Source organism: Bifidobacterium sp. LH_413 (assembly GCF_056357015.1).
Map to the genome: position 1 here is coordinate 33454 of NZ_JBKEVK010000006.1, position 19282 is coordinate 52735.

10 protein-coding genes and 1 pseudogene are annotated in these 19282 nt (G+C 62.6%); 7 read left to right on the forward strand and 4 right to left on the reverse strand.

Annotated elements, in window-relative coordinates; genetic code table 11:
* Window positions 1-216: 216 nt before the first annotated feature.
* The gene (locus AC1AYN_RS08975) at window positions 217-1830 is read right to left on the reverse strand and encodes an amino acid permease (RefSeq protein WP_476532982.1); all 1614 of its coding nucleotides are present in this window, start codon (window positions 1828-1830) and stop codon (window positions 217-219) included.
* 854 nt (window positions 1831-2684) lie between these two features.
* The gene (locus AC1AYN_RS08980; protein ID WP_476532983.1) at window positions 2685-3911 is read right to left on the reverse strand and encodes an ATP-binding protein; all 1227 of its coding nucleotides are present in this window, start codon (window positions 3909-3911) and stop codon (window positions 2685-2687) included.
* A gap of 860 nt (window positions 3912-4771) precedes the next feature.
* Between AC1AYN_RS08980 and AC1AYN_RS08985 the strand changes: the two genes are divergently transcribed.
* The gene (locus AC1AYN_RS08985; protein WP_476532984.1) at window positions 4772-5044 is read left to right on the forward strand and encodes a type II toxin-antitoxin system TacA family antitoxin; all 273 of its coding nucleotides are present in this window, start codon (window positions 4772-4774) and stop codon (window positions 5042-5044) included.
* A complete protein-coding gene (locus AC1AYN_RS08990; RefSeq protein ID WP_476532985.1) occupies window positions 5041-5568 on the forward strand; it encodes an N-acetyltransferase in 528 nt (175 codons plus the stop codon). Before AC1AYN_RS08985 ends, AC1AYN_RS08990 begins: the two co-directional genes overlap by 4 nt.
* Window positions 5569-5632: 64 nt before the next feature.
* Here the strand turns inward: AC1AYN_RS08990 and glf are convergent, their stop codons facing one another.
* The gene (glf, locus tag AC1AYN_RS08995) at window positions 5633-6829 is read right to left on the reverse strand and encodes a UDP-galactopyranose mutase (RefSeq protein WP_476503315.1); all 1197 of its coding nucleotides are present in this window, start codon (window positions 6827-6829) and stop codon (window positions 5633-5635) included.
* Between the two features lie 202 nt (window positions 6830-7031).
* Between glf and AC1AYN_RS09000 the strand changes: the two genes are divergently transcribed.
* From AC1AYN_RS09000 to AC1AYN_RS09015, 4 genes and pseudogenes are all read left to right on the forward strand, one after another.
* Entirely contained in the window at window positions 7032-8711 is a 1680-nt protein-coding gene (locus AC1AYN_RS09000; protein ID WP_476532986.1) for an RNA-binding domain-containing protein, read from the forward strand.
* Between the two features lie 43 nt (window positions 8712-8754).
* Window positions 8755-9789, forward strand: coding sequence for a dTDP-glucose 4,6-dehydratase (rfbB, locus tag AC1AYN_RS09005; RefSeq protein WP_476532987.1), 1035 nt, complete (start codon window positions 8755-8757; stop codon window positions 9787-9789).
* Between the two features lie 531 nt (window positions 9790-10320).
* Window positions 10321-11580: a UDP binding domain-containing protein gene (locus AC1AYN_RS09010; protein ID WP_476532988.1), complete on the forward strand. Its 1260-nt coding sequence runs from the start codon at window positions 10321-10323 to the stop codon at window positions 11578-11580.
* Window positions 11581-12644: 1064 nt separating this feature from the next.
* Window positions 12645-14738: pseudogene (locus AC1AYN_RS09015) on the forward strand (LTA synthase family protein); the annotation flags it as partial.
* 414 nt (window positions 14739-15152) lie between these two features.
* Here the strand turns inward: AC1AYN_RS09015 and AC1AYN_RS09020 are convergent.
* Window positions 15153-16829: a sialate O-acetylesterase gene (locus AC1AYN_RS09020; RefSeq protein WP_476532989.1), complete on the reverse strand. Its 1677-nt coding sequence runs from the start codon at window positions 16827-16829 to the stop codon at window positions 15153-15155.
* 306 nt (window positions 16830-17135) lie between these two features.
* Between AC1AYN_RS09020 and AC1AYN_RS09025 the strand changes: the two genes are divergently transcribed.
* Window positions 17136-19106 carry a glycosyltransferase gene (locus AC1AYN_RS09025; RefSeq protein ID WP_476533020.1) on the forward strand — a complete coding sequence of 657 codons (1971 nt, stop codon included), beginning with the start codon at window positions 17136-17138 and terminating at the stop codon, window positions 19104-19106.
* The last annotated feature ends 176 nt before the right edge of the window (window positions 19107-19282 follow it).

A 19282-nucleotide genomic window follows, 5' to 3' on the forward strand; every position in this document is an offset into this window, starting at 1 on the left:
GCCCCCCCCCCGCATCATGTGAACACGGACGGCGTGTCACACTGTGAAATCTCACACAGAATCCGCCCTCTTTCCCGGGAGTGTCAGCGCTTACACGTGACACACGCGACGTTCGCCCCCACGCCGGAAACCACGGAAGCCCGCCACGGTGGGAACCACCGGGCGGGCTTCTCCTCCCCACTCACGCACACCGCGCAAACGTCGGCGTGACGGGCGTCAACGCTTCAACGCGGCCTTCAGATCGCGATTCTGGAAACGGTCATGCAGCAGGCAGTACCCGCCGAACACGACCAACCACACGACGCCCGCGACCGCCGAACCGATCGTGTCCGCGGCGAGGAACAACGTCACGTAAATGAACACGAAGAATACAATCGCAAACGTGTTCGTGAACTTGTACGCGGGCATCACGAAACCATCCGCGATGAAGTCCGCGGAACGGCGATACCGTTGATGCGCGACCATCGTCAGAATATAGATGAAAATGATCACCGCACTCGACGCCGACGAGAACAGGACGAACGCGCTATGCACCTGCGGGAACGCGTTGATGACCGGGGACATCAGCACGCAGCCCGCCGAAATCAGGATCGCACGCGCCGGCACATGACGCTTCGACACCCTGCCGATCTTCGAAAACACCGGAGAATCCGACTCACTCGCCAACTGGTACAGGTGCCTGCCCGCCGAATACAGCAGCGAATTCAACGACGACGACGCAGCCGTGATCACCACGAAGAACACCAGCGCGGACGCCCAATTCAGACCCGCATACTGGAACACCATGATGAACGGGGACGCGAACGAGCCGTCCTTGTTCGGCGTGAACGACGTCCACGGGACGATGCACATGATCGCCACCAGCGCGCCCACATAGAAGATCAGGATACGCATGATGATCTCATTGATCGCCTTCGGGAGCACCTTGCGCGGATTCTGCGTCTCCGAGACGGTGACGCCCACGAACTCGATCGCCTCATAGGCGAAGAACACCATCTGGAAGCTCATCAGGAACGCGAGCCAGCCATTCGGGGCGATCTGGAAGTTGGCGATGAGGTTGGTGAGGCTCGCGCTGCCCGCGGGCGAGACGCCGTCATGGCCCGGAATGCGGACCGCGTCATAGTGATAGCCGATGACCACCATGACCACGGCCGTGGCGATCATCGCGCAGATCAGCGTGATCTTGATCATCGAAAACCAGAACTCCGCCTCACCGAACGCCTTCACGGCGATCAGGTTGATGGTGGACAGGATGACGAGGAAGACAAGTTCGATCAGCCATTTCCATGGCGTCAGATCGATGTCGAACGTGTTGAAGAACGTGATGAAATACGTGGAGACCGCCGTGATCTCCGTCATGCCGATCAACACCAGCACGATCCAATACGACCACCCGGCGAACTTGCCCCAGCCATTACCCAGATAACGGGTGATGAAATTGATGAACGTATGCTGGCTCGGATCGCGGTACATCATCTCGCCGATCGCCCGCATCAGCATGAACATGACAAGACCGACGCCGATGTACACGAAGACGATGGAGGGGCCGGTCAGGGCGATGGACTTTCCGGAGCCGAGGAACAGACCCGTGCCGATCGTGCCGCCGATCGCAATGAACTGGACGTGCCGGTTGTTCAGGCCACGGTCCATCTCGTTGCCCGCGTCGAGGGATTCGACGGACTCGAGGGTGGAGGGGGTTGTGCCGGTGGGGGTGGCCGCGGGGGTGGCCGTTGCTGTGGTGCCGGCCGCTGAGGCGGTGTTACTGCTACCCGGCGCGCCGGCCGTGCCGGCCGCGCCCATACTGCTGCTTGCGCTCTTCTCGTCAGACATAGCCCGCGAGTTTACCGCCAGTTTGTTTCAAAGAAAAGGGTCAACCTCGCGCCGATTATTACCGTGCGGTTTCGGGGGCGGGAGTGGAGGCAGGTGAACCCCCTCAGTCGGCCTACGGCCGCCAGCTCCCCCTAAAGGGGGCGCAGAAACAACGGAATGCGCCCACGGCGCATACAGTCTCATTTGCCCCCCTGGATCTTTGCGCCCCCTGAAGGCTGAGCCGTAAAGCGAACGCCGGCGGCGTTCGTAGGCGAAGGCGAGCGACAGCGAGCAGACATAATGTCGGCCGAAGGCCGTCAATAATTGCGAAGGAGCTGTCCGGCAAAGCCGGACTGAGGGGGTAGGCCCCCTCAGTCGAGGGGGCTGTCCGCGAAGCGGACTGGGGGAGAGTAGAAGAGCGGCCTTTGGCCGCGGGAAAATCGCATCGGCCGAAGGCCGATTCCGTGTTTATGCGGCCTACGGCCGCGGTCTCTCCCCCACCCGGCTTCGCCGGGAGCCCCCTCGTCAGAGGGGGCCAAATACAACCCTTCCTCGCCCCTCGACGGAACAACAGCCCCTGCTCACATCGAGGGGCAAGAAAACTCGCCCCTCGACGCGAAATCAGCCCGTATCCTCACCGAGGGGCAGCAATCCCCCACCACCCCAATCATCACAAATCATCAAAACCCTTATTTTCCAACGATTCCGGAAACAACCACCACACTCCCCGACCGCGAAACTCGCCCCTCGACGCACTCCACACCCACAATCCCGTCGAGGGACAACAAAACTCGTCCCTCGACGCGAAATCACGTCACATCTTCATCGAGGGCCAACACGCAACCAGCAACCAGCCCACGCAACCAGCAACCAACTCACCCGCGCAACCAGTCCATCGCATTGAGAATGCGGATTCCCTTTTCGGTGACGCCTTCGCTGAACCGGTCGAGGGTAAGCACGATCCGCGGAAATGCGTCGTCGAGCTTGCGCAACGGTGCCAGCTCGCGTTCACGCGTCTGCTCCTCCGTCATGTTCAACGTGACCTGGATGTACTGCCGATCCGCGCCATGCCGCGCCACGAAGTCGATCTCGCCGCCCGGCAGCACCCCGACGGACACGTTCCAGCCACGTCTGCGCAACTCCATGTAGACGATGCCTTCGAGCTGCGCGCCGCGATCCGCCCCATTGAAACCGTTGGCGAGGTTGCGGAACCCGTTGTCGACGGGATAGTACTTGCGTTGTGGTCGCAGCAGCTGCCGTCCACGGATGCGCGACTGCTCGCACCCGTACACGATGAACGCCTTCTCCAACGCGTCGATCTGGTTGTCGATGGTGGCATATGTCACCTTGAGTCCGGCGCTGTTGAGCGTGTTCACCACATTGTTGGTGGAGAACAGGTTGCCGGATGTCGCGAACAGGTACCGGCTCAGCTTCTCCAACGTCGCGAGATCACGGATGCCGTAACGTCGTGCCACGTCCTTGACCACCACGGACTCGTAGACGGCGTCGAGCACCTCGCCCGCCCGTGCCCGGTCCGGTTCGACGGCGCCGGTCGCGTAGAGGCCCGGCATGCCGCCGAACATCATGTAGTCGGCGAACAGCCGGTCCTCGCTCGCGCCGGGCCGCCGTTTCGCCATATGCGTCGCGTATTCGTCGTAGGACAGCGGATACACGGGGATTTCGACGTATCGTCCGGTCAGGTATGTGGCAAGTTCGCCAGACAGCAGTCTCGCGTTCGATCCCGTGATATAGACGTCCGTGTCGGCGCGCGTGTGCAGCCGCCGCACAACCTGCTCCCAACCAGGCACGTCCTGGATCTCGTCAAGCAGCACGACGAACGGGCCTGGCCCGGCGGCATCGAACGCACGGCGGAGATCGTCGTACAGGTCCGTGGCGGAGTACCCGATGGGCGTATCGAAGGAGTCGAAGCGACGATGGTAGATGTTGCGCTCCCGCAGCCCCTGATCCAGCAATGATTGCGCATACCGATTCAGCAGCGTGCTCTTGCCACAGCGACGAACCCCGGTGAGCACCTTGACTTCAGGCGTATTCCGGTGACTCTCCAGCGCAGACATCAGCTTCTCACGTATAATATAATCCACGACCGCACCACCTCCTTATTTTTAGTATACTAAAAATAGCGAAGCAAGGAAAAGCAAAGTTCACTCACGATGCATGCCGTTGCAGTTGCTTCCCCTTCTGCACACACGAATGTCAAGTTAGGGCCCATTATGCAAAAAATATGCAGAATTACGCCTTACTGAGATAATCCAGTGCGAGAAAGATTTGAGAGACTCACCTTTGGCAACTTTGCCAGCCGGTCTCGATGGCGATCTTATCTTATCGAATCGTATCTTATCGAGCACAGATAAGATAAGATTCGAGCCCGCATACAACACGGAATCGGCCTTCGGCCGATGCGATACCTCCGCGGCCTGCGGCCACTCCCCCACTCTCCCCCAGTCCGCTTCGCGGCCAGCCCGATCGCAATCACGGACAGCCTTCGGCTGACCTCATCTCAGCTCGCCTGTCGGCGAGCACATCGCCTACAAACGCCTCCGGCGTTTGCTTCACGGCGATGTCCCAACAGAGGGGGGCCAAATACAACCCTTCCTTGTCCCCCAACGCAACACAAGCCCGAAATCCCGCCGAGGGACGAGAAAACTTGCCCCTCGATGCGGAATCAGTCCGTATCCTCACCGAGGGGCAGCAATCCCCCATCACCCCAATCATCACAAATCATCAAAACCCTTATTTTCCAACGCTTCCCAAAACAACCACCACACTCCCCGACCGCGAATCCTGCCCCTCGACGCAAAACCACCCAGTTCCCCTATCGAGGGACAAACAATCTCGCCCCTCGACGCGATGGAGGCGCCAAACTGCACCAGGGGGCAACAAGGGAGACAAGAAACCTCCATCCGTAATGCGCGTGTCCGTACATGCGCCGTACACTGGTGGTATGACTACAACAACGCAAGGCAAGGACAGCCGCTTCGAGATGCGACTGAGTCAGGAGCAGCGCGCCCGGTTGGACGAGGCCGCCGCATCCAAGGGATTGAGCACATCGCAATGGGCGTTGTCCAATCTTCTATTCGCCGCGGACCGGGATATCCGCGAGGCACACGTCATGCGCCTGAATCACGAATCATGGGAGGAATTCGCGTCCGCGCTCGACGCACCCATGTCGCCCGCACTCGTCAGCCTGCTGGAAAGCGAGCCGATCTGGAAGTGACCACGTTCAGCGCACCCCGCAAACTCACCCCGGACGACGCAATCGACGATTTCCATTGCGGACTACCCGTGGTCGACGACTGGCTGGAACGACACCTCGGCACCGCCCGCAAGCAGGGAACGGCCGTCGCCTACGGAACGTTCGCAACCGACGCACCCGCAACCGGCACCTTGGCCGGCTTCTACACGCTGAGCGCGTTCAGCATGGAACATGCGGACGCGCCGGGATGGCTGCGACGCAACACGCCCGACCCGATTCCCGTCATCCTGCTGGGCATGCTCGGCGTGGACATACGCTTCCAGACCATGCACGTCGGCAGCCAACTGCTCAGGGACGCCGTACTCCGCGCGCTGGGCGCCGCGGACATCATCGGCGCACGGGCGCTCGTGGTGGAACCGGCCACCGACCACGCCGCCGCATTCTACAAACGCTACGGATTCCGCCACATCACGGACTCCGCTTTGATGTTCACCCCACTCATCATCCCCCACGCGACCAGTCCACGCAACCAACCCACGCGCTGAAAACAATGGCCCCCTCTGATGGCACATTGCCGGCAGAGGGGGCCAGTCGCCAGTCGCGACGGGACTACTTGGCGAGGTCGGCGAGGAGGGGGGCGACCTGCTCGTCGTAGGCGGTGAGGGCGGTGTCGATCACGTTGTGCATGTCGTAGTACTTGTACGTGCCGAGACGGCCGCCGAACACGGTCTTCGGCTCGGCCTTCGCCTTCGCCTCGTACTCGGCGTACAGCTTCTTGTCGGCGTCCGTGTTGATCGGGTAGTACGGCTCGTCGCCACGCTCGGCGAAGCGGGAGTACTCCTCCCAGACCACGGTCTTGTCCGGGTTCTGCTGCTCGCGACGCTCCGGGTTGAAGTTCTTGAACTCGATGGCGCGGGTGTACGGCACGTCCGCGTCGGAGAAGTTCATGACCGGGCAGCCGAAGTGGTCGCCCTCGTCGTAGCGGACCTCCTTGAAGTCCACGGTGCGCCACTTGAGATCGCCCAGCTCGTAGTCGAAGTAACGGTCGATCGGGCCCGTGTACACGACCGGCACGCCCGCCGCCTGCAGCGCCTTCTTGTTGTACGGCTGCGACTCGTCGAAGAAGTCGACGCCCAGCTCCACGGTGATGCGCGGATCGTCGATCATGCGCTCCATCCACTTCGTGTAGCCGTCCTTCGGCAGGCCCTCCCAAGTGTCCTTGAAGTAGCGGTTGTCGTAGTTGAAGCGCACCGGCAGGCGCTTGATGATTGACGCGGGCAGCTCGCTCGGGTCGGTCTGCCACTGCTTGCCCGTGTAGTTCTTGATGAACGCCTCGTACAGCGGGCGGCCGATCAGCTGGATGCCCTTGTCGTTGAGGTTCTGCGGATCGGTGCCGGCCAGCTCGCCGGCCTGCTCCTCGATGACCGCGCGGGCCTCGGCCGGCGTGTACGCCTTGCCGAAGAACTGGTTGATCGTACCCAGGTTGATCGGCAGCGGGTAGACGACGCCGTCATGCGTCGCGTACACGCGGTGCACGTAGTCGGTGAACTCGGTGAAACGGTTCACGTAATCCCACACGCGCTTGTTGGAGGTGTGGAACAGGTGGGCGCCGTACTTGTGGATCTCCGCGCCCGTCTCCTCGTCGAAGTACGAGTACGCGTTGCCGCCGATGTGGTCACGCACGTCGATGATGTGCACGCGCGCGCCCGTGTGCTCCACCGCCTGCTGCGCGACCGTCAGGCCGAACAGGCCCGCGCCCACGATCACCAGATCCGGGTACTTGTTCTCCAGCGTATTATCCACCATGGCTTCAAACCTTTCACCGTCCATGTGCGTTTTGTCGCATCCCATCCTACCGGCCACCCCGCCGAAATCTCACACGCCCTGTGCCACCCGGCAAATAGAGAAAATCCAAGAAACTTATCAAATGAAAAGATCAATCTCTTCATATGATAAGATTCTTGAAGAGATCGACTGATCATGACGTTTGCACCGGCAAGGAGGCGCAATGCATCTGCCCAGCAAAGAATCCCTTCACGTCGAATTCAAGAGCGAGCGCTCGGGGCCAATCGACGATTCGACAATCATTAACAATGTGGTCGCATTCGCGAATACGCGAGGAGGAACACTCTATCTCGGCATCGAGGATGACGGCCGAGTGACCGGCGTGAGCCCACAGCACCGCAACATCAGTCAGTTGGCCGCATTCGTATTCAACAACACAGTTCCACCAACCCCGGTGCGTCCCTCGGTCCTGAATGTGGACGAGCATAGCGTCGTCGCCATCACCGTGGACGAATCGTCACAGTTGACATGCACGAAAAGCGGACGAGTCATTCACCGGGTGTTGAAAGCGGACGGCGAGCCGGAAATCATCACCATGTACCCGTACGAATTCATATCACGCCTCTCGAGCATCAAGCAATACGATTACAGTGCGCAGCCAGCACCCGGCGCCTCGCTAGACGACCTCGACCCCCGAGCACGCGACCTGTTGAGGGAGGGCATCGCGCGAACCCACGCAGACGACCAATTGCTCTCCCTCACCGACGCCGACTTCGACGGGGCCATCGGGCTGACAGTGCGCGATATCCGTACCGGAGCAACAACGCCAACCATCGCGGGCATAGTGACCATCGGCACACAGCATGCATTGCGGCAACGAGTCCCCTCGGCGACAGCGACATTCCAAGTCATGCGTGACGGCAAACCGGTAACCGACGAGACTCTGCGATTGCCGCTGGTGACGATGCTCCCACGCATAGAGGAGTTGCTGACCCCCTGGAACAAGCAGACCGAAGTCATGCTTGGCTTACACCACGCCAATTACGATGACATTGACCGCGATGCGTTCCGAGAAGCCATGATCAACGCGTTCTGCCATCGCGACTACACAATCCTGGGCCCCGTGCGATTCCAGCTAGATGAGACCGGACTGACAATCGCAAACCCCGGAGGATTCATGAGGGGAGTCAGCCTCGGCAATCTGCTTACCACGTCGCCTACGCCCAGAAACCAGCAACTCGCCGACGTACTCAAACGCTGCGGGTACGTTGAACGCACCGGCCGCGGCATCGACCGCATCTTCGCAAGGACGGTGGCGGCGGGACGCCCATTGCCGGATTACTCCCAATCCACACCAGAAGAAGTCGTACTGCTGCTACGCACCACCGCAGTCGACGAACATTTCATCCGTACCGTTAACGCCCTGACCGACAAGCGGCAATCGCCTTTGCCGATAGAGAGTCTCATTGTTCTGGCCGCGCTCAGACAATATGGAGCGTTGCAGCCGGAAGACATCAGAGCGAGAACCAGCCTCGGCCAAGAACGCGTAAGCATGGCCATAAACGATTTGGAAACGTTGCACGCCATCGAAAAACAAGAGAAAACCTATTCGATAATCGGTTCCGAGACAAGCATCATACCCGGCGATGATTCCGTTGCGGAAAGACTCCCGCAACGGAATCATCGCCGGTCCGCGCGGCAGGTCGTTCAGAATATCATGGATTATATGCGCGAAGAATCCTCAAAGGACGGCACCCGTTCGAACGGCGTTTCCGTGGCCCAAATCGCGAATCATCTCGGCGTAAGCTATGCAACCGCATCACGCCTGCTCAAACGCATGCTCGCCGACGGACTCATCTCGCATCAAGGAGCCGCCCGCAAATCGCGCTACTACCTGAGATAAACGACTCAAAGCCGATTACCATGCACACTTTACGATGGAAACCATGACAAACCCACACAACGATTTCTGCCCCCGCCACATCCTCGTGACGGGCGGAGCCGGGTTCATCGGCGCGAACTTCGTGCACTGGGTGGCGCGCGAACAGCCGGACGTGCGCATCACCGTGCTCGACAAACTCACCTACGCGGGCAAACGCGAAAGCCTCGACGGCGTGCCCGCGGACCGGCTTACGTTCATGCACGGCGACATCTGCGACGCCGGACTGGTCGAATCCCTGCTGACGGGGGCGGCGATCGACGCGATCGTCCACTTCGCCGCCGAATCGCACAACGACAACTCGATTCTCGACGCGACGCCGTTCCTGCGCACCAACATCGACGGAACGTACGTGCTGCTCGAAGCGGCGCGACGGCACGGACTGCGCATCCACCACATCAGCACCGACGAGGTGTACGGCGACCTCGCGCTCGACGAACCGCGGCGATTCACCGAAACGAGCCCGTACAAGCCGTCCAGCCCGTATTCGGCGTCGAAGGCGGCGAGCGACCATCTCGTGCGCGCATGGCACCGCACGTACGGGGTGCGGGCGACCATCAGCAACTGCAGCAACAACTACGGGCCATACCAGCATGTGGAGAAATTCATCCCGCGGCAGGTGACGAACATCCTCGCCGGCATCCGGCCGAAACTGTACGGGACGGGCGCGGCGGTGCGCGACTGGATCAGCGTGGAGGACCATTGCAGCGCGATCTGGGCGATTCTCACGCGCGGACGCATCGGCGAGACGTATCTGGTGGGCGCGGACGGCGAGATGAGCAACATCGACGTGCTGCGCATGATCCTTTCGCGCATGGGATTGCCCTCCGACGCGTTCGACCATGTGAACGACCGGCCGGGCGGCGACAAACGCTATGCGATCGACGCCTCGAAGATCACGCGCGAACTCGGATGGCGGCCGCGTCACACCGATTTCGCCGCAGGTCTCGACGAGACGATCGCGTGGTACCGCGACCACGAAAGCTGGTGGCTGCCGGACAAACAGGCCACCGAGGAGAAATACCGGTTGCAGGGGCACTGAGCGGGGCACGTCGGGCGTATGCGCCGACGGATGCGACGGATGTTATGCCTCAATGGGCACGCTCGACGCTGCTCGATGCCGGTCGACGCTGCTCGACGCCGCTCGACGCCACGGATGTGTATGGTTCGGCGGGCAATGTGTATGGTTCGGGGGCGAACCTGCATGGCTCTAGGGCCAACGTGCAGGAATTACGGGCGAACGTGTAGAGATTACGAACGAACGTGTATGGGTAGGGGCTGAAGAGACGCCGAATCATGCCGGGGCGCGGTAGGCATTTTGTTGGAATTCCAGGCTTTTCTCAGGAGTCGAAACGCTCGGAAGCGGAGGTCTTCAGCACCACACCATGCATGTTGTCGCTCCAGAACTACACGTCCGGCCCGAAACCATACAGGTTCGCCCGCGAACCATGCACGTTGCCACCTGAACCATACACTGCACGAGCCATGTACGTCGTCTCCGTTGGAGGGAGGGGCGCTTTCGACTAAGCTGGTGCCCAGCGAAACACGGAAGCCTCGTAGAAAGCGCGCGGATATGAAGATTGCGGTTGCCGGTACCGGGTATGTGGGCCTGTCGGTGGCGTTGCTGCTGTCGCAGCACAACGAGGTGCACGCGTTGGACATCGTGCCGGAGAAGGTGGAACTGCTCAACGCCGGCAAGAGCCCGATCGTGGACAAGGAGATCACCGCGTTCCTCGACGCCGACAAGTCCGGCGAACGGCCGCTGGACTTCCAGGCGACGCTCGACCCGGAGCAGGCGTACACGGGCGCGGATTACGCGATCGTCGCCACGCCCACGAACTACGACCCGCAGAAGAACTATTTCGACACGTCCAGCGTGGAGGCGGCGATCACGGCGATCCGCACCTACGACAAGACCGCGTGGATCGTCATCAAGTCCACGATCCCGGTGGGCTACACGCAGCAGATCCGCGAGCGCTTCGCGGACAACCGCATCCTGTTCTCCCCCGAGTTCCTGCGCGAAGGCCACGCCCTGTACGACAACCTGCATCCGAGCCGCATCGTGGCCGGTGCCCCGCAGGACGACCCGGAGGCGGTCGAGGCAGCGCACACGTTCGTGGCGCTGCTCGCCGCCGGCGCCGACCCGGCCGAGCGGGACCGCACGAACCCGGACGGCACGACCGGCATCCCGGAGCTCGTGGTCGGCACCACGGAGGCGGAGGCGATCAAACTGTTCGCGAACACGTATCTCGCGCTGCGCGTCGCCTACTTCAACGAGCTGGACACGTATGCGGAGAGCCGCGGCCTGGACACGCGCGAAATCATCAAGGGCGTCTGCTACGACCCGCGCATCCGCGACGACTATAACAACCCGAGCTTCGGATACGGCGGCTACTGCCTGCCGAAGGACACGAAGCAGCTGCTCGCCAACTACGACAAGGTGCCGCAGAACCTGATCGAGGCAATCGTCGAGTCGAACACCACGCGCAAGGATTTCGTGGCCGACGAGATCCTGCAGCTCGTCGACAAGGCCCGTGCCGCCGGCAAGGAGCGCCCGGTGGTGGGTGTGTACCGCCTCACGATGAAGTCCGGTTCGGACAACTTCCGCCAGTCCGCCGTCCAGGGTGTGATGAAGCGCATCAAGGCGAAGGGCGTGGACGTGGTCGTCTACGAGCCGACGCTCGACAAACCCGATTTCTTCGGCAGCCCGGTCACGCATGATCTGGCCGCGTTCAAGCGCGATGCGGATGTGATCATCTCCAACCGTTGGAATGCGGATCTCGCCGACGTGAGCGAGAAGGTGTACACGCGCGATCTGTTCCGGAGGGACTGACGGGGAGCGGGGCGGGCGGCCCGCGCCGCTCCGCCTTGCCCCCTTCCGTCTCGCCTTGCCTCCTCCCATTCCGCCTTGCTCCCTCCCGTCTCGTCCTATGGCGGATTGCGGTGAACGAGGGGTGAATTCGTCCTGAACCTGCGGCTACAATGTGCCGGTACGTTATCGCAGTGGACAGGTGGGGACAAGTGGGCAAGCCGCAGGATGAATCAACGGAGCATGCGTCCACGGGATACGCGTCCGCGGACGCGTCCGCACATGATTCCGGCATGCTCGACGCGGCGAAGCTCGTCGATATCGACGGTATCGACGACATCATGCCGATGGGACTTTCCCTCGACGAGCCGTCGTCTTCGGCCGGGGCGGATGATGCTTCGGGTGCCGGAACGGACGCCGGTTCGGGCGCTGCATCGGCTACCACGTCGGATGCCGAAGATGCAGCGGATTCCAAAGCCGCCACCGACGCGGAATCACCCATCGACCGTTTCGAAGCCCACGTCGCTTCGGTCGAGGCCGGTATCGCTTCGGTCGAGGCCCGTGTCGCCTCGACCGAAGCCAGCGTCGAAGCCCATGTCGCCGCCGCCAAGACCAACGTCGCATCCACCGAGGCCCGCGTCGCCGCCGACATCGCCTCGGCCGCCAACCACGTACCCGAATACGCGCGGCAACTGGCCGACCAGTCGAAGCCGCTGATCGGCTCCGCGCGCCGCACCATGGCCGCCGCCGCGCGCAAGGCCAAGGCCTTCGTCCTGCACTGCGTCTCGATGCTCGTCGCGGCGATCGCCACGCTCCGCACATCGATGCGCGACTCGGCATTCATCACAACGTTCCCCAAGGCGTTCCCCAAGCGAATCGCCGAAACGTTCACGAACATTGTCGCCAAAGTACGGCCCATCGCCCGAACCGCGGCCCGCGCCGCCGCCCAAGCCGCCCGAATCGCGACCCGCGCGACCCACTCCGCACTCACCGCCATCCGCGCCAAAGCACTCCCCATCCTGCGCACCCTGACCGCGAAACTACGCACCCTGTGGCGCAGCCCCCGGTGCCGCGCCGCGCGCGCCACAATCCGCGAAATCTGGCTCAAACGCCCGAAGTGCCCGTACACGCTGTACCTGCTGGTCACGGCGCTGATGACCGCCGCGGCCACGATCTTCATCCAGTGGGGCATGTACACGGAACCCTCATACGACGACCCGAACGCGGTCGACGAGACCACGAAGGCCCTCAACAGCGTGAACGGCCAGCTCACCCGGTTCGTCGCGCAAATGTGGCTGTCGGGAAACGGCGCAGACGACACCAGCAAGCTCAACTGGCTGCTCAACTTCTGCGCGCTCGGCATGATCTACCTGGTGATCGTGTTCGTGCTGAACCGCTTCTGGGTGGCGACGGCCGTGTTCGGCATCACGATGAGTGTGTACGCGGTGGCGAACAGCATCAAGATGGACCTGCGCAACGAGCCGATCATCCCTTCCGGCCTGAGCTTCCTGTCCAGCGGCAACGGCGGTGAAATCGCCTCGTTCATCCCGGATGGCAGCCAGTCGCTGGTCAACGGCACGATTACGATGCTCGTCTGGTTGACCGTGATCTGCCTGATTCTCCAGTTCGTCGACGGCCGCCGCTGCGTGATCCCGTTCCATTGGCGCCGCCCGTTCCGCAACGCGAAGACCATCGCGGGAAACGTCACGCGTCTCGTCGCCGCCGGCACGAGCATCGCGCTGCTGTGCTCGTTCACGTGGACGCTGAGCATCCCCGGCACATGGGGCTACGAGTGGGCAAAGAGCTGGGGCGATTCCCCACGCCTGTGGGACGCGGCCGGCGACGCCCAGGCGAACGGCCCGACCATCAATTTCCTGCGCCTCACCCACCCGAAGATCATGGACAAGCCGGAAGGCTACAGCCAGAAGACGATGGAGGAGCTGGCGCAGAAGTACGCCAAGCAGGCGCAGGTCACGAACAAGTCGCGCAAGAACCGGCTCACCGACAGCACGGTGGTGATGATCCTCTCGGAGACGTTCTCCGACCCGACGCGCGTGCCCGGCGTCAGCGTACTCGAGGACCCGATGCCGAACATCCGCGCCGTCAAGGATTCGACCACGTCCGGCCTCATGCTTTCCCCCGGCTACGGCGGCGGCACGGCGAACATCGAATACCAGACGCTGACCGGTCTTGATTACGCATTGTTCGACGATTCGATGCAAGTCATGTACCAGGAGCTCGTCCCGCACCAGACGAACCCGTACTCGTTCAACCAGATCTGGAATGCGCGCTACGGCGAGACCGGTTCCACAGGGTTCCACCCGTACTACAAGAACATGTACCTGCGCGACACGAACTACAAGAAGTTCAAGTTCAACCACTTCTACACCTTGGACAGCAAGCCGGCCATTAAGCATCAGGACAAGATCGACAACAACCCGTATGTGAGCGACGCGGCCGCCTACCAGAACGTAATCGACCAGCTGAACAAGGAGCAGCATCCGCAGTTCCTGCAGCTGGTCACGATGCAGAACCATTTCCCGCACAACGGCTGGTACAACGACAATCAGTTCGACTGGGCGAACGTCTCCGAGAACATGGGCGACGACGAACGCTACGCGGTGAACACGTACATGAAGGGCGTGAGCATCACCGACCAGACGACCGCCGACTTCCTGAACCGACTCGACGCAATGGACAAGCCGGTCACCGTGATCTTCTACGGCGACCACCTGCCCAGCGACTATACGACGGCCGCCGCGGACCGGCACAATGCCCTCGCCCTGCACGAGACCGACTATTTCATCTGGTCGAACCAAGCGTCCGGCGATGCCGGCTCCGGCGTGAAGCTCGACCCTGACAAGGCTTCGACGAGTTACACGTCACCGAACTACTTCATGGAAATAGCCAGCGAGCACATGAACGCGAAGGTCTCCCCGTACCTTCAGTTCCTGTCTGCCGCGCGCTCCGCTCTTCCGTCCGTCGAACGTTTTGTTATCGATATGAGCGGCTCTTCCGATGAAACGTCCACCACCTACCTCGACAAAAACGGCGACACGATCAAGCGCAAGAACCTCTCCAAGCAGCAGCGTGAGCTCCTCAAGGAGTACCGTCTCGTCCAATATGACATGACCGCCGGCAAGAACTACCTGGCCAGCACCCCCTTCTTCGACGTGAAGTAACGGGCCATGCTCCCGCCGAAGTGTAGGCCGACAATCGTGTAACAGGCGACCTGCATGAATTCCGCCCGAACCTGCATGGTTCGAAACCGAATGTGTATGGTTCAGCCCCGAACCTGTAGGTTCCGGAGGCCAACCTGTAGGATTCAGACACGAACCTGCACGGGCAGGTCTTGAAGAACCGTCGATCAGCCCGAACCTGCGCCAACGGTTTTGGCGGAATTCCAAGCTTCTGCAAAAGCGGCTCCGACCCGGAAACCGCCTTCTTCAGCACCCCACCATGCACGTTGCGGCCCATGACCTACACGTTCGCCCCGGAATACTACAGGTTCGGGGCTGAACCATGCAGGTTCGCCACCGAACCATGCAGGTTCACCCCGAAACCATGCACATTCGCCTTCCGGTCTTCCGCCCCGCCTACCCCACGCTTACCACGAACGGGCTCGCGGGCAGTTTGGCCGAATCGTAGAGCATGCTGGCGCTGTTGGGCGCGAGGCCCCACAGGTAGCGCACCTGCGTGACGGTGTCCACGTCGTCGGAGTGGACGATCACCTGATTGCCCTGCACGGTGGCGTCGGCGGCGTGGAACGCGCCGTCCGAACCGGCCACTTCGAAGCCCTGCAGCGGCGTCGCGGTCACCGTGGCGGGGTCCGTCGCGGTCGCTTTCAGCGTGTAGTCCGGTTTCATCGCGTGCAGCCCGATCGCCGTGTTCGCGGCGAACGACACGGCGACGGTGGAGGCGTCGCCGCTCACGGCCTTCGCGCTCTGCGCAATCGGCCCGGACGACGCGACGCCATTCCCGGCGCCATTCCCGGCGCCGTTCCCGTCGCCCGCCATCGCGAACCACTGCGTCGCCATGCGTTCGGCCAGGATGTCCTTGCCGAGCGGGTGGATCACCTTCGACGTGCCTTTGTCCGTATCCAGCGAAACGGTCATCGCAAGATTGTCGGTCGTGCCGAGCGCCGCGCTGTCGAGCACGTCGAGCTGCGCCTGCCGCACGATGGGCGTGTACTGGTTGCCGCCGCTGTAGCGCGCGAGCTGCGCGTACAGGAACGGCAGGTCCTCTTCGCCGAACACGCTGCGGAACTGGTTGATGAGCGCGGCGAAGTTGCTTTCGTAGCGCAGCGCCGTGGCCTGCGTGGCGGCGTCGTTCTCGCCCTGGTACCACAGCACGCCGGCGACGCGGTATCCGGTGAGCGGTTTGACGTGGTTCGCGTAGATGTCGCCGCCTTTCATGTGGCGTGCGATAGCCGTGCCGCCCCACGCGATCTGGATGATGCCGACCGGCACGTTCGGGTGCGCCTTGCGCAGTCGCGCCGCGAACAGCTGTGGCAGGTAGCCGAGATAGTCGCTGTTGCTTCCGGTCGCGGCCGCCCACTTGTGCGCGGTGACCGAGCGCAGCGGCAGCGACGAGCCGCCGAGTTTGCGTTCGACGGCGAGGAAGTGGATGCCTTCGTCGTTCACGGTCTTCGGCAGGTCGCTTTCGTCGAAGACGCCGGCGATGTTCCCCGCGACGAGGTCCTTCGACCCGTAGTAGTCGACGTGGTTGAGCTCCATGTTCGACTGTCCTGCGGCCACGAACACGTCACCCACGTACACGTCGCGCACGGTGCGCGCCACCTGCCCGCCGATCAGGAACGCGAGCGTGTACGCGTCCTTGCGCGTGGGCACGTTCTTCACGGTGATGTCGAAGGTCGTGCCGACGGCCACCTGTTGCGATGATTCGATCTTCTGGTCGCCGTGCATGAACCGCACGGTGAGTTCGACGCGTTCGGCGTTCTCCCCCGATTTCGCGCTCGGCCCAGAACCATTCGCCCCCGTGCCGCTCTTCTCCAGCGTTCCACGGATGTGGATCGGCTTCCCGCGTTGCAGCACCATGCCCGGCATGTAGTAGTTCGGCAGCGCGACGCTCACTCCGGAGACCGCCGTCGAAGAGCCGGCACCTGCGGAATCACCCGTACCGGAGGAACCGCCGATCCCGCATCCGCCCGTCACCATCATGGCCAGTCCGACCGTCGCCGCGAGCGTCGCGCGCACAGCGGCGCGCACGCGGGCGCGCACCGTGGCGCGCGTTCCCCGGATAGTCTCACTCAACAAGCTGATCCTCCGTCCGTCTACCGATTCCATATGCCGATTCCGTCTGTCGTCCGTCCGCCGATTCGGTCCATGCGCCGATTCGGCCCATGCGCCCGCACGCCAATCCCGTCCGCGCGACGGATTCCCGTTTGTATACTGACTGGTATGGTACAGGCACAGGCTGCAGCCGGAGACACGGCTTTTGAGAATACGCCCAGCGGCGCACCAGACACGACACCGACGTCGTCAAGCACGTCACCGCACACGGAGCCCACCCCGGCTTCACCCGCAGGCTGGGAGACGGTGAACCGCGTCGTCTACCCGATGCGCGACGCCGACCAGACGATGCCTCTCTATGCGGTGAACTGGCATCCCGCGCATTTCGACCCGAGCGTGTTCGACGAGCGCGACAATCTGGTCAGCGCGAATCCGAACGGCATGACACGTTCCGAACTGTCCCGGCTCATCGCGGCCAGCCGCCGCGCGGCGGTCGAGGAGCCGCACGGGTTCGCCGTCGATTCGCGCAACACGGTCACGCTGGCGGCGGGCACGCACCTGTCGCTGTGCACGTATTTCAACGCGTTCCCGGCCGGCTATTGGCGGTATTGGACGCGCGTGAGGAGCGTGCGGTTCGTCGCGTGGGCGGCCGGCAAGGGCACGGTCACGCTGTTCCGCTCCACGGCGCGCGGTCTCGCCGCGCCGGTGGAGACGTTCACGATCGACACGAAGCATGGTGACGGCGGCCCGGAGCGTCTCGTCGCGGAACTGTCGCTCAAGGGCATGCTGGACGGCGGCTTCTACTGGTTCGACGCGCGCGCGGACGCCGACGCGTCGCTGACGGTCGGCGACGCGGTCTGGCAGGTCCCGGCTCGCGTGCGTCGCACGCGCGAGCCGGGTACGGTGTCCGTCGCGATCACGACGTTCAATCGTCCCTCCTACTGTCTGGACCAGTTGCGTGCGATCGCCGGCGAACGCGAGTTGCGTGAGCGTCTGGACACCGTGTATTGCACCGATCAGGGCACGGATCTGGTGCTCGACCAGCCTGGTTTCGCCGAGACGGCGGACGACTTGGGTGGTCATCTCACGTATATCCGTCAGGGCAATCTGGGTGGTTCCGGCGGATTCTCGCGCGGCATGTACGAGACGGTGAAGGCGGGCGTGAGCGACTACACGCTGCTGCTCGACGATGATGCGATCAGTGAGCCGGAGTCGATTCTGCGTGCGGTGCAGTTCGCGGATTACACGGTGCGTCCGGTGCTGGTGGGCGGCGGCATGTTCCATATCGACCATCGCACGGTGCTGCACGTGCAGGGCGAGCGGTATGACGCGCGTGCGCAGTGGATGGAGCCGTCGCGCGGCGCCGAGTTCAATCATGATTTCCGTTCGGAGCCGTTGGCGGACAGTCCGTCGATGCACGCCGTGCGCTTCTCCGATTTCAACGGATGGTGGTTCTGTCTGATTCCGGTCGAGACGATGCGTGCGGTCGGATTGGGATTGCCCGTATTCATCAAGTTCGACGACATCGAGTATGGCCTGCGCGCGAAGCGGCATGGATTCCCGACGGTGAGCCTGCCGGGTGTGGCCGTATGGCATATGGGTTGGCATGACAAGGATCCGGCGCGCGGATGGGAGGAGTATTTCCAGGTGCGCAACCGGTGGGTCTGCGCGCTGCTGCACTACCCGAACGCGGGCCGTGCGGCCGCGTTCCGCATGCTCTACGAGGAGGCGAATCTGGGATTGCGCATGCTCTATTCGGGCATGGAGCTGAGCCAGCTGGCCCTCGCCGACCTGTTGAAGGGCCCGGAGTATCTGGTGGAGTCGCTGCCGACGAAAATCGCCGAGGTGCGTGAGGCGCGTAAGGGCTTCTCGGACAGCGTCACGTATTCGAGTCCGCTGGATCTGCCGGAACCGGACGATCATGCCGATCGCGCGTGGGCGCCGGCCGGCGCGCGTGAGGTGACGAAGCGTGGTATGAAGGCGGTGCTCACCGCCCTACGTTCCCGTTCCCGCGCGGACGGCGTGAAGGATGAGGCGCCGCAGATGGCGATTCCGGCCCGGTTCTCAATCTGGCCGTCGTTCATCGGCGTGCGTTCCGCGATGGTCACGTCCGCCGACGGCGATTCGGTAGCCTGGTTCCGCCGCGACAGCCGCCTCTACCGCCGCAACATGCGCAAATGCTTCCACCTGGCTCGCCACCTGTCCCGCCACTGGAAGCGCCTCTCCAAGGAATACCGCGACTACGGCCTCCCCTCAATGCAAACCTGGGAGCAGATCTTCCGCACCGCAAACAAATAAAAACGGTCATGCGCCACGCGCATGCCAATCTCCTCGGCTCCCCTTGTCAGGGGAGCTGTCGCGCTCCGCGCGACTGAGGGGTAGTCTGCTCCCCCTCTCAGGGGGAGCTGTCTCGCGAAGCGAGACTGAGGGGGTACCCCAAGAGGTAGCCCGGCACCTCCCCCTCAGTCGGCCTG